General features: G+C 70.4%; 5 protein-coding genes. 3 read left to right on the forward strand and 2 right to left on the reverse strand.

Features of this window, described 5'->3' with window-relative positions:
- Positions 1-19 precede the first annotated feature (19 nt).
- From OV427_RS28380 to OV427_RS28390, 3 genes are all read left to right on the forward strand, one after another.
- Positions 20-706 carry an iron-containing redox enzyme family protein gene (locus tag OV427_RS28380; RefSeq protein WP_267859317.1) on the forward strand — a complete coding sequence of 229 codons (687 nt, stop codon included), beginning with the start codon at positions 20-22 and terminating at the stop codon, positions 704-706.
- 95 nt (positions 707-801) lie between these two features.
- Positions 802-1,791, forward strand: coding sequence for an SPFH domain-containing protein (locus OV427_RS28385; protein ID WP_267859318.1), 990 nt, complete (start codon positions 802-804; stop codon positions 1,789-1,791).
- An 18-nt stretch (positions 1,792-1,809) separates the two neighbouring features.
- A complete protein-coding gene (locus OV427_RS28390) occupies positions 1,810-2,730 on the forward strand; it encodes an NAD+ kinase (protein WP_267859319.1) in 921 nt (306 codons plus the stop codon).
- Between the two features lie 78 nt (positions 2,731-2,808).
- On the opposite strand, the gene OV427_RS28395 is transcribed toward OV427_RS28390, so the two are convergent.
- Together OV427_RS28395 and OV427_RS28400 are read right to left on the reverse strand one after the other, a co-directional pair.
- Positions 2,809-8,274, reverse strand: coding sequence for an RHS repeat-associated core domain-containing protein (locus OV427_RS28395; protein ID WP_267859320.1), 5,466 nt, complete (start codon positions 8,272-8,274; stop codon positions 2,809-2,811).
- Between the two features lie 116 nt (positions 8,275-8,390).
- Positions 8,391-12,758: a hypothetical protein gene (locus OV427_RS28400; protein WP_267859321.1), complete on the reverse strand. Its 4,368-nt coding sequence runs from the start codon at positions 12,756-12,758 to the stop codon at positions 8,391-8,393.
- Positions 12,759-12,974: the final 216 nt, after the last annotated feature.

The following is a 12,974-nucleotide window of genomic DNA, read 5'->3' on the forward strand; positions in this document are numbered from 1 at the left end:
GCCCGAACGGGAGAAGCACATGTCGACGGAGCTCATCGTGAAGCTGGAGCAGGAGGCGAATACCCTGGTGCGTGAGTTGGACGCCCACCCGGACGCGCGCAGTCTCTTCGAGGGCACGACGGACGCGGGCCAGTACGCCGGGTATCTCGCGCAGTCGTACCACTACGTGCGGTGGACGGCGCCGCTGCTGGGTCTCGCGGGCCGGCGAATGCAGCGACTGGGGCGCCACCCCGCGCTGGGCGCGCTGCTCGTGCAGAAGGCGAAGGAGGAGTCGGGCCACGAGCGCTGGCTGCTCTCCGACCTGCGCGCGCTGGGCTGGTCGAAGGAGCGGGTGGAGGCGACGCCCGCCTGCGCGGCCGTGCGCGCGTACGTGAGCTGGAACCGCTTCACCGCGGAGGCGGGCATGCCCACCGCCTTCCTCGGGACGGCCTACGTGCTGGAGCACCTGTCCGTGGTGCGCGCGGGGCTGGCGGCGGAGCGCCTGGTCGCGCGTGGGGCCATCCCCGACATCCACCGCGCCGTCACCTTCCTGCGGGGCCACGCGGGCGCGGACGGGGACCACGTGGCGGAGCTGGCCAGCGTGCTGAGCACCCTGCGGGACGCGGCCGAGCGAGAGGCCATCCTCCTCTCCGCCACCACCACGCGGGCCCTCTATCCGGCCCTCTTCACTCCCGCCACGGAGGCCGCCGCCCACGTCGTGGGCTGAGCACCGACACCCGCCCTCCCGCACTTCGACTTGCAAAGGTGTCGAAAGGACACTAACAATGTGTCGAAGGTACACGAAGCGAGAGGGCGGGCTCAATGGTCATCGGGTACATGAAGGCGGCACCGACGACGTACGTCATGCAGTTCGAGGGGGGACGGGTGGTCCGCGAGGGGGCGGGGCTCTCGTTCTTCTACTGGAAGCCGTCCGCGACGCTGGTGTCGGTGCCGCTGTCGAGCGCGGACGTGCCCTTCGCCTTCAACGAGGTGACGCGGGACTTCCAGGCGGTGACGCTGCAGGGGCAGCTCACGTACCGGGTGGCGGACCCGAAGCGGCTGGCGTCGCTGCTGGACTACTCGGTGGGGACGTCCGGGCGCCACCGCTCGGACGACCCGGAGAAGCTGGCGGAGCGGCTGGTGCAGGTGGCGCAGGTTCGCGCGCGCACGGTGGTGCAGGGCATGCCGCTGCGTGAGGTGTTGGTCCACACGGACACGATTGAGGCCCAGGTGCTCGCGGCCCTGGCGGTGGCGGAGTCGGTGCGGGGGCTGGGCGTGGAGGTGATGGCCTTCTCGCTCCTGTCGGTGCAGCCGACGCCGGAGATGGCGCGGGCGCTGGAGGCGGAGGCGCGCGAAGGACTGCAGCGTACGGCGGACGAGGCCATCTACGCGCGCCGCAACGCCGCCGTGGAGCAGGAGCGCCGCATCAAGGAGAGCGAACTGGCCACCGAGCTGGCGGTGGAGGCGCGGCAGCGCCAGATTCGCGAGGCGAAGATGTCGGCGGACATCGCCGTGGAGGAGCAGCGCTCCGCGCTGATGGAGCGCTGGAGCCAGAACGAGCGCCAGGCGGCGGACGCGCGCGCGTACGCGCTGGAGAAGACGCTGGCGCCAGTGCGCGGGGTGGACTGGAAGACGCTGATGGCCACGTCGGCGGGGGGCGGGGACCCGGCGCTGAACATCGCGCTCGCCTTCCGGGAGATGGCGGAGAACGCGCAGCGCATCGGCGAGCTGAACGTGTCGCCGGACCTGCTGCACTCGCTGATGAGCGCGTCGGGCAGCGGAGGCAAGCCCACCGGGCCTCGCAATCGCTGACCGGAAGAGAGGGCGGCCATGTACGAGAAGATCGTCCTCGTCACCCGCCGCACGCGGCTGGCGGGGCTGGTGGAGCGCTTCAACACGAAGAAGCAGGCGAAGTTCTACGTGGAGCACGCGGGGCAGGACTTCGAGGAGTTCTCCCGCGAGGACGAGTCCTACCGCCGCGCGGTGGACGCGCTGCGCGACACGCTGGGCCTGGGGCTGCCGGTGCAGCAGGTGGACCGGAGTCTGGTTCCCACCTTCCTCTTCACGGGGAAGGAGGTCGTCGTCGTGGCCGGGCAGGACGGGCTGGTGGCGAACGTGGCGAAGTACGTGGGGGAGCAGCCGCTGGTGGGCGTGAATCCGGACCCGGAGCGCTTCGACGGCGTGCTGCTGCCCTACCGCGTGGAGGGGGCGCGGGGCGCGGTGCGCAAGGTGCTGGAGGGGAAGGCGGGCTTCCGGCAGGTGACGCTGGCGGAAGCGCGGCTGGAGGACGGGCAGCGGCTGCTCGCCTTCAATGACTTGTTCATCGGCGCGAAGTCGCACGTGTCGGCGCGCTACCGGCTGCGCTACGGGGACAAGGAGGAGTCGCAGTCGTCCAGCGGGGTGCTGGTGTCCACGGGGGCGGGCTCCAGCGGGTGGCTGTCGTCGGTCTTCACGCTGGCGCGGAGCCTGACGCAGCAGACGGGCGGGGTGCCGGGGCAGCCGTGGAAGCTGGCGTGGGAGGACCCCAAGCTGGCCTTCGTGGTGCGCGAGCCCTTCATCAGCCGCCACTCCGCCGCGGACGTGGTGGGCGGCTTCGTGACGGCGGAGCGCGAGCTGGTGCTGGAGTCGAGGATGGCGTCGGCGGGTGTCATCTTCAGCGATGGCGTGGAGGAGGACTTCCTCAAGTTCGGCGCCGGTGCCACCGCGCGCATCCGTCCGGCGAAGCAGCGCGTGCGCCTGGTGGTGGGCTGAAATGCGAGGGCCGCCGTGCCCGGACACGGGGCACGGCGGCCTCGGTGCATCAGCTCCCGGACCGCGGGAGCCGCGGCCTCAGAAGTGTTCCTTCATGAACTCCTTCAGGTCCTCACGGGATTCCTCGAGCTTCTCCTTCGCCCCGTCGATTTTCTGCTGCAGCGCGCGGTCCTGCTTGTCCAGCTCGATGATGCGGGAGTGGATGTAGTCCATCTGCTCCTGGTCCTTGAGGGTCTGCGTCGCCTGGTCCAGATAGTGGCCCAGCTCCTTCTGGATGTTGGCCTGCTGCGCCTCCAGGTCCTTGATGACGCCCTCGATGAGGCGCATGCGGGCCTGGGGCTCGGGCTCGCTGAACAGCGGGTTGGTGCCGTTGTAGCAACTGCCGATGAACATCACCTTGCTGAGACCGTTGGCGAACTTCGTGATGGGGTTCTTGAGGACCATGTTCAGGAGCCCCGCGCCCTTCACCGCGGTGCCAGCCTTCGACGCGATGCCCTTCTTGTGCGCGACGTCCTCGCCCTCGGTGCCGGTGGGGTCCACCAGGTCCAGCGGGCGGTTGCGCACGTAGCCGTAGAGGTTGCACTCCACCGGGCTGGTGCGGCACTTCTCCAGGTCCTCGAGGAACACGGGGTCCGGCGTGGTGAAGCGGCTGATGCGGGGGTCGTAGTCGCGCACCCCCATCCGGACGAAGCCGAGGTCGGCGTCGTACGCCTTCTCCACATAGTCCAGCGCGGCAGCCCCCACCGGGTGGGTGACGCGGTCCCCGTAGGGAGAGGCCAGGCGCTCCGTGCCATCCGCCTCCGCCATGACGCTGCCGCGGCGGTCGGTGGCCAGCAGCTGGAAGGCGCCATTCCTCAGCACGCCCACGAGCTGCTTGTCCACGCGCACCGGCTGGGTGATGCCAGAGCCGTCCAGGTAGCCGCCATCCTTGAGGTAGGCCGCGAGCGGCGTGCCCCCGCTGCCCAGCTTGAGGATGCGCTCACCGTCCTCGTCGTAGAGGAAGCTCCAGCTGCTGGCGCCGCTCTGCGCGGTGGCCACCTGGCCGTCGGGACCGTAGGTGAGGGTGAGGCCATCCCGGCTCACCGTGCGCCCCAGTCCGTCGAGCGTGTACGTCACGCCACCGGCCACCAGCGTGTTGCCGCCCGCCGTGAGCGTGCGCGTGCCCGAGCCATCCGTGATGGAGGTGGGCAGGCCCGCGGCGTCGAAGCCGTAGGTGTACGCATGCTGCGCGTCCTGAGCGCTGGTGAGGAAGCCTTGCGGGGAGTAGCCGTACTGGCGCGTCAGCTGCGTGCCGCCGAACTGCGTCACCTCGCTGCCGGTGAGGCCCCGGGCATTCAGCTTCCACGCGACCGACGAACTCCAGGCCGGCGTCGTCTGCGCCAGGCTGGTGCGCTGGCGGGTGAGCGCGTCATAGCTGAACACCACGGACGTGCCGCCGCCGAAGCCCACCTGCGCCAGCTGCCCGAGCCCGTTGTACTGCACGCTGGCCCAGGGCTGTCCGTTGAGCGTCATCGTGCTCAGCCGGCCGTACGCGTCCCAGCCGTTCCCGACGGAGGTGGTGCTGAGGACGTTGCCGCTCGTGTCCTTCACCTGGGTCGTCTCCAGCTTGACCTCGCCGCTCTCCGCGTAGGTCTGGGTGGTCTCCACGGTGCGCCAGCCGGTGAAGGTCAGCGTCGTCCGGGACAGGGTGCCGTCCGGGCGGTACTGGAGCAGCTTCGTGTACCCGTCGCCGGAGGTGGCCGTGTGCAGCCCCGGCCAGGTGGTGTTCGTGGGCTGCGCCGGCGAGGCGCCGTCGTAGTAGAGCTGGTACGTCTTCACGCCGCCGCCCGCCTGCGTGTGGGTGATGATGGTGCGGCGGCCCGCGGTGTCGTACTGGTAGCTCTCGCTGCGGACCAGCGTGTTGGCCGGCGTGCGGAACCGCTTCGCCGTCACCAGCCACGTGCCGGGCGCGTACTCGAAGTCCACGTTCGCCACGCCGTCGCGCTCCACGCGCCCGACGCGGCCGTAGGCGTCATAGGTCAGCCGGTGCCCCTGGCCTCCGGGCAGCGTCACCGCGCGCAGGCGGCCGAGGGCGTCATGGGCGTAGGTATGGACGGCGCCGGACTCGTCCTCGTACCGCGCCACCCGTTTCTCCGAGTCCAGGAACTGACGGTGCGCCAGCGTCCCGTTCTCCTGCGTCTCCACGCGCAGGCCCCCGGCGTCCAGCGACCAGGCCGTCGCCAGGGTCTGCTGCACGTCCACGTGGTGGCGCAGCACCTTCTCCACCTCGTAGCCGAAGACGGCGGTGCGCGTGCTCGCCGTCTGCTCCACGCCGCTCAGGAGCGTGGCGTAGTCGAGCGCCGCCATGTCGGTGTTGGCCGGCAGGTTCGGGCGCACGTAGCTCAGCTTCTCGCGCTGCTGGCGGCCATGCACCGTCAGGCCGTCCACCACCCAGCCCTCCGGGATGAGGCGGCCCTTCGCCACCTCCTCACCCGCGGCGGTGGAGTAGTCCTGGGTGAAGCGCCGGGCGTTGTTGCCCGCGTCCACCAGCGCCGTGGCGGCGATGCTCGCGGGCCGCGTGGCCATGGCGAACCGGTAGTCCAGCAGCTCGTTCGGGTTCGCCTCGCTGGCGCCGCCGAGCTCGTTCCAGCGCTTCATCAGCCGCTCCAGCCCGTCGTAGCGGAAGCGCTCGGTGTGGGCATTCGTGCCCCGGCGCAGGGTGAGGGTGATGAGCCCGTCGTGCAGCGGGCTGCGCTCGGTGGCCTCCAGCACCACGCCGTCCGGCTGAGTCACCTTGGAGAGCACCAGGCGGCCCGGGGCGTACTCGAAGGACGTCGTCCCCTGTCCCGGCACGCTCACCGTCTTGACGGTGGAGTCCGGCCAGTAGCTCACCGTCTGCAGCGCCATGGGGCCCTGGGGCCCGAGCGCCTCCACCTTCTCCACCTGGCCCGCCGCGTTGCGGGTGATGGTGCCCTGGTAGGAGAAGTCGAGCGAGGGCTGCTGCGGGTGGCTCCCGCTGAACGTCAGCGCGGCGGGCAGGCAGTGCAGGTGCTTCGTCAGGCCCGCGAGGCTCGCGCGCCCGGTGGTGGTGGTGAGGGTGCCCCATTGGGTGGCGCGCACCGTCTGTTGCGGGCACACGCCGTCATAGGCCACCGTCTGCGTCGTCTCGCTCAGCACCAGGGCCGGCTGGCCCGCGTCCTGGAAGCCCTTCTCCTCTCTCGCCAGCCGCTTGTAGGGGACGCCCTGGAAGGTGACGTCGGTGTACTGGCGGAAGGTCACCTCCTTGACCAGGGGCGTGCGCGCGTCCGTCTTCGTCTCCGACAGCAGCAGCCCCGCGAAGGTGTCACCGTTGAGGAAGTTGACGGCGTGGACCTCCTGCGGCGCGGTGCGCACCACGCTGTCGAACCCGAGGAGGTAGCCGCCCTGCGAGTGATAGCTCGCGCCGAAGTACTGGTAGGTATAGGTGATGGTGTCGTAGCCGGATGGCGCCGACGTCAGCGACGCGAGCACGGGCTGGCGCACGCGCGCGCCGGGAGCGGCCGGCAGGCGGGTGTACGTGAAGCCCAGCACGGTGCCCTTGCCGTCGTCCGCGGACTTGAGCAGGCCCGTCTCCGGCCCGTCCAGCGAGGCGCTGTAGGCGTCCAGGCCCTGCGTCACGGTGAGGCTGGTGTTGCCGCTGCCCGAGAAGTCGCCCTGCGTGAGCGCGCTCGTCGTGCCGTTGTAGAAGGCCAGCGCCGGGACGGACGTCTCGCGGAACGCGGTGCTGTCATTGATGAAGAGGAGCGCGAGCCCGGGCTTCGACAGCAGCACGTCCGACATGCCGTCGCGATTCACATCCACGAACATCGCGGAGTAGGTGCTCAGCTGCGCCAGGGGCGTCCCGTTCTTCGTCAGCACCGGGAACAACTTGCTGGACGCGGAGTCGAAGGTGAACCGGCCGGTGCCCGGCCACACGTGCAGGCCGTTGGTGAGCCGCGCGACGATGTCCGGGATGCTGTCGCCGTTCATGTCGTGCACCCACGTCGTCGTCGCCGACACGCTCGGGCTGAGGGTGCCGCTGACGATGGCGCCGAAGCTGAGGGCGGGCGGCGCGCCGCTGGTGTTGGGCCGCACCTGGAAGGCGCCGGGGACGACGCGGATGAAGTCCGGCTGCTGGTCATTGTCCAGGTCCACGAAGCGGGTGTTCGGACCCAGTTGCCACGCGCCCGACAGGGACTGCTGCGAGCGCAGCGTGCCCGCGCGGTCGCAGACCTTGACCTCGGTCGTCGAGCCGCTCGGGTTGTTGATGGCGACCACCTCCGGTTCCGCCTGGTTGGGGCGCAGCCGCGTGAGCAGGCGCGGCTCGTTGCCCAGGCTCGCCGCGGGGCGGCACACCGTCTGGGTTCCCGCGTTGGGCGGAGGCAGGGCCTCGGCGCGGAAGCCGTTGTCCTCCTGCACGTAGAGCGTCTGGGCCTGCGCGTGCTCGAAGTCGAGCCGGCCGTCCTCGTCCTGGTCCACCAGCGCGGCGCGCCAGGGCTGGATGGCGTCCTGGCCCGCGGCCACGAGCGTCGCGTCCAGCTTCGTCACGCGGGTGAAGAGGGCGGAGGCGAGCGCGTCCGAGGACTTGTAGTACGTGTAGCGGGCCGGCGGCGCCGCCGTCACGGCGGGCGCCGTGCCGTACGTCGGGTCCACCTGGGCGAGGTAGAAGGCCACGCTCTCCGCGGGCTCCTCGTAGGTGAGCTGGTACTGCCAGCGCGGCTCGAAGAGGCCCGAGGTCGCGCTCTTCGCCTTCACCGCCACCGTGGACACGCGCCTGTCCAGCCGCAGCTTCTTTCCGGAGCGGAAGTCGTCCACGGGCTTCGTCAGCGTCGCGTAGCCCAGGTCCACCTGGTACTGGAAGTCGGTGCCGGCGCCGCCGTACTGCACCGTCTTCACGAACAGCCGGCCGGTGGTGTTGGCCTCGTAGGTGAAGCGCGTCCTGCGGTTGGTGGCGCTCACCACCTCGCGCAGGAGCCACGCGTAGGTGCCCCTGGGCGTGTTCACCTGCGCCGAGCCCGCGGCGCCGCCCACGCCGTCACCGAAGTACCAGACGCTGCCGTCGGGGAGGTACGCGGTGAGGCCCGTGGCGGACTCCTCCACCCGCACCGCGGGGTTCAGGTCCGCCGCGTACCAGGCTCCGTCGCTCCCGGGGACGAGCCGGCCCCAGGGGCTGGAGCGCTCGTCCGTCGAGTAGTCGAGGTCGCCGCGCGTGCGCCAGCGTCGTATCTCCAGGCGCGTCTGCCAGCCGTGGCCCCACTCGGACAGGCCCGCGTCGGACGAGTAGGTGGGGAAGGGCGTGGCGAGCAGCTCGCCCCGGTCCGAGGGGGTGGAGAACGCGGACGCGAGCGCGAAGCCGCCGCGCGCCACGTCCGTCGCGCCGAAGGCCGTCTGCGCGTAGGTGCCGACGAGCGAGCCGCGCTGCGGGGCCTTGAGCTGCGGGGGTTGGATTTTCGCGTCCGTGAAGCCGGCGGGCTGCGCGAGCGCGAGGGGTGAGATGAGCAGAGCGGTGCTACCCAGCAGCCGCCGTAGGAGCGATTGTCGTTTCATGGTTCTTCCGGGTGAGTGATGGAGTGATGCGGTGCAGGTGAAACGGCACGGGGGCGGCAAGGCGCGGGGGCGTGCCCCCTGCCACCCCGCCGCCCCCGTGCGCTACTTCGTGTGAGCTACTGGCAGACCGCGGCGCCGGTGGCCGTGGCCGCCAGCTCCAGCGCGTCCACCTTCAGGGTGACGACCAGCGCGGAGGCCTCCGCGAACTTCTCGGGGCTCACGTTGCCCAGGCCGATGGTGAAGGTGCCGAAGGGAGACAGGCCATTGCCCGCAACGGTGGCGAACGGCTGCTGGATGTCCTGGGCGAAGGTGGTCAGCACGTCGATGTCCTGGCCGAACAGCAGGTGCGGCGCCCCGACGAGGAAGTCCGGGTTGAGCATCGCGTAGTGCTTGGAGCTTCCCGTCGCGGGGTAGGCGAACACGTCCTCCCAGCGCACCGGCACCGTCAGCCACGCCTGCGAGTCCGACGCGTTGGTGCTGCTGAAGGGCCGCACCACCTGCACGCCCAGGTTCTTGATGACGGGCATGTGGTGGTTGCAGAGCAGCGTGCCGCCCACGCCGCCCGTGCTGTAGAGGTCATCCGGGGTGAGGGTGATGAGCACCTCGCCGGAGCCGTTGAGGATGCTGTTCCACACGGCCTCGGAGCGCTCGGAGTCCGCGCTGCGCCACTGGCTGGTCAGGGGCATGCCGAAGTAGGGGTTGGGGAAGGCGAAGGCGAGCACGAGGTCCTTGGGGGCCTTGTCGCTGATGCGCGCGTTGGCGAGCGCGGTCTCGATGCTGCCGACGGCCGTGAGCGCCTTGGAGCAGAGCGCCGCGAAGTCGTCGGACCAGTCCGCCTGCACCAGCGCATCCAGGCTGGCGTGCACCTTGAGCGGCGCGAGCGCGGTGGGGTGACGCAGGTCCATCGTCGGGTAGAGGTAGTCGGTGACCAGGCTCGTCAGGGCGCGAGACTTGTCGCGCAGCTCGGCGCCGTCCAGGTTGCGCAGCCGCCACAGGGGCAGCAGCCGCAGCAGGCGCGCCTTGTCGGCGCCCGCCGTGAGGTCGTCCCCCAGGGACTGGATGTCGAGCAGCTGCAGGTCGATGGCGCGTTCCACGGTGCGCAGCTGCACCAGCCGCTCCAGCCGCGCGAGCTCCGCGTTGACGAAGGTGGTGAAGAGCGAGCCGAACACCTCCGGCATCTGGCTGGACGAGCAGCCGGGGCACTGGACCGCGTACTCCTGCAGCAGCCGGGTCTGCGCGCTGCTGCGCAGGGCCTCCAGCTCGCTGTTCGTGACGCGCCCCTGGTCGACGTAGGCGGGCGTCGCCGCGCGGACCTCGGTCATCACCGTGGCCATGGCCTTGCCCAGCGCCTTGGCGGCCACACCCGTGGGCATCAGCCGCATCGCCGTCACCGTGAGCTGGTGTGCGGTGTCGTCCGCGCAGGACCCGAAGTCGTTGACCACGAGGTAGTAGTCGGCGTCCTCCTTCACCACGACGGAGGTGCGGGGCGCCTGCAGCACCCGCACGTCGCGGAGGTTGGCCAGGTCCGAGGTCCCCGGGTTCATCGCCACCAGCAGCAGGCTGCCGACGGGCGCGTCGGGGAACGGGGTGCCCGGCACGCGCAGGCCCGTGGCGAAGCTCGCCGAGGTCCGCCCCTCGGAGCCGTTCTGCGAGGCGGACGTGCTGTCGGAGCCCTTCGAGCTGGCATTGCACGTCTCCGCGGACGCATACGCCTTGGTGCTGCTGCCGAAGAATTCGAAGCCCGCCTCGACCCTGACGCCGGCACACGCCCGGTCCTCGGTGCTCTCCCGGGTGAAGGTGGACGTGCTCGCGTTCTGCGCGGTGAATGCGCCGTTGCTGTAGCTGACCATGTAGCCGCCGGGGCCCACCTGGGCCGCCCCGCCGCCCGTGTTGACGGGCAGGAGCGTGCCCGTCGCCGGGTCCGGAATCGTCGCGCTGGAGAGCGCGCAGCTCGGCGCGTACTCGCCCGACACGTCGAAGTTCAGCAGCTCGCCGTGCAGCGCGGAGAGGCTGAAGGCCTGGGCCCCCGGCTGGTGCACCGCGAACGTGAGGACGTTGAACAGGGCGCCGGGAGCACCGTGCGCATCCGCGGCGCTGACGTTGAGCGTCTGCAGCGGCCCGCGCTGGATGTCGGTGCCCAGGGCGGGCGACTCGATGTCCAGCGTGGTGTTGAAGGCCGCCGCGATGTCGCTGAACTGCGCCTCCTGGCTCACCAGGTTGTCCTGCAGCCCGACGAGGTCCGCGTTGAGCGCGTAGAACTCGGTCAGCTTGCGCACCAGCGTGGTCTGCACGGTCTTCTGGTTCGCCGCGTTGCCCACCTCGCCCAGCACCTCGTTGATGAGCGTGGTGCGGTTCTGCGTGTACTCGTTCACCGCCGTCGTGAGCGCGTTCTTGCGTGCCGTCACCACGTCGTTGATGAAGTTGCTCTTGTACTCCTCGATGCCCGTCTTCAGCGTGTCGCGCGCGGTGCTGACGAAGAAGCCGGACTTGAGGTAGCTGTCTGCGTAGGCGTCCGCCTTCTCCACCATCTGGGCCCACTTCGCCAGCGGCGCGGGAACGCCGCCGGCGCCGCCCTCGAGGAGCTCCGGCGTGTACGAAGGCGCCCCCGTGGCGGCCACCACGGCCTGGGTGAAGGCGGCGTGGTTGACGCGCAGCAGGTTGAACACCGCCACCCACTCCGCGTGGTGGTCATAGCTGGACGTGTTCAGCTTGTTGGCGGCGCCCACCGCCGTCTGCAGCTTCGCGGCGTCGGGCACGGCGCCGAAGAGCGCGAACAGTTCGGCGGTCTCGGTGTCCACGGCGGGGCCGCAGCCCTTGAAGCGGCAGCCCAGGTCATGCAGGTAGCTGAAGTCCTCCATGCGCTCGAAGAGGCCGTTGAAGCCGTCGCCCAGCAGCATCAGCAGCGGCGGGCCGCTCATGGCCGGGCTGCCGGTCAGGACGGCGGTGAGCACCGTCTGGTCCACCAGCAGGCCCGCGTTGAGAGGCTTCGCGTGCACCGGCAGCCCATTCACGTTGAGCAGCGCATTCTCGTAGGCGACCTTCCAGAAGATGTCGAACGTCTCGCTGAGCTGCTTCATCAGCACCGGGCTGTCGGGCGCCCCCGGGAACAGCTGCGCCCGCTGCACCGCATACCAGTCGCTGATGCTCTGCAGATGGAGGCGCACGTCGGTCGTGTCCGGCACCTTGCGCTGGAGCGCGTCCCCCGCGACGTCCACCCGGTGGATGTCCGAGAGCGCGCGCTCGTACAGCTTCAGCCACATGCCGTGGTACTTCTCGCGGTACACGTCGCCCTGGCAGGCGCCCGCGCTCACCGCCGCCACCTGCGAGGCCAGGCCCACGCAGTACGGCATCTGCGAGCGGGCCGAGGCCCCCGGCACGTGCGACGACGCGAGGCGCGTGCAGAGGTCCATCGCCGCGTTGAGCGGCGCCAGGTTCAGGCCGCAGCCGGAGACGGTGGGCGGGACGAAGGCCGCGCTGCACGTGGTGTTCGCCGCCGGGTCGGACTGGTACAGGCCGCGTACGTACTGGACCTGGGCCGGCGTCATGTGGTGGCTGTGCAATTCGTAGAGCAGCTTCAGCCGGGATACGACCTCGGAGCGGAGCTGCGCGCCCCCGGCGCCCGCCGGGAGTCCGGCGGCCAGGCCCTGTAGCAGGCAGTCGTACTTGGCGGTGACCTGCGTCTGCCCGCTCTGCGCGTTGAGGGCAAGCTGGTCACACGTGCGGCAGAGCGGCTGCAGCGTGTAGAGGGGGTTGGTCTCGAAGTTCTTCGGGAGCATCGCGCCCCAGACGTTGGTCGCCGTCTGCTTCACGGCGCCCAGCGTGGTGCCGGCCGCGGCGAACAGGGGGTCCGCGTTGCAGGCGGTCGGGACGTCGTTGCCGAAGCTGTTGTGACGGCACGTCGGGTAGATGGGCTTCGTCGTGTCGTCGCACGAGTACGAGCTCGTGGCGGCGCCGCACGCGGGGTCCTCCTGGTCATTGTAGGTGGGCCAGTTGCTCAGCGTGTACGAGCAGGACCCCGTCGACGTGGAGGACATCTCGTTGCCGTTGTACGAGACGATGGAGACCCCGGTGCGGTCCGCCGCCGGGAGGCTGTTGATCTTCGCCTGCGCCGTGGTGTGGCATTGGGTGTAGCAGTTGTAGCGGGTGACCGTGGTGCAGATCTCGATGTCGGGTGTCTGCGGCTTCGGACGGCACTCCGTGGAGGAGTAGGCGGGGCACGAGATGGATTGGGAGAAGGCCTTCTGCGCGCGGCTCTCGATGCCGAACTGCGGGAGCCGGCACACCGGGTAGTGGTAGCAGGTCTTCTGCTGGTACCCGGTTCTCGCGCCGCAGGTGATGTTGCTGCCCGACTTGTTGCAGTCGAGCCCGTACTGCCACGGCACCGCGCAGACGTTGGCCGGGTCGCCAGCGGAGGTCCACGCCAGCCGGGTCTCGTCACACGCGCCGACCTCCTGCGTGCTCGTGGCGAGCTCCTCCACATCCATCACTTCTTCTTCGGACGTTCCTCCGCAGGCCATCAGCACGCAGAGGACCCCGAACAACCACGGATTCGAGCGAGGCAAAGGACGCACTCCTTTCGTGAAGCTCGCGCAGGCGCACGGCTCCCGGCACTGGCGCCCTGGGGGACGCCTTCAGACTGGGACTGAGACGAACGCCGCGACGTGCCCGGGCCGCGTGTGCCCGGGGACCTCGGCGGCGAG

It is taken from the genome of Pyxidicoccus sp. MSG2 (assembly GCF_026626705.1).
Lineage (GTDB): Bacteria > Myxococcota > Myxococcia > Myxococcales > Myxococcaceae > Myxococcus.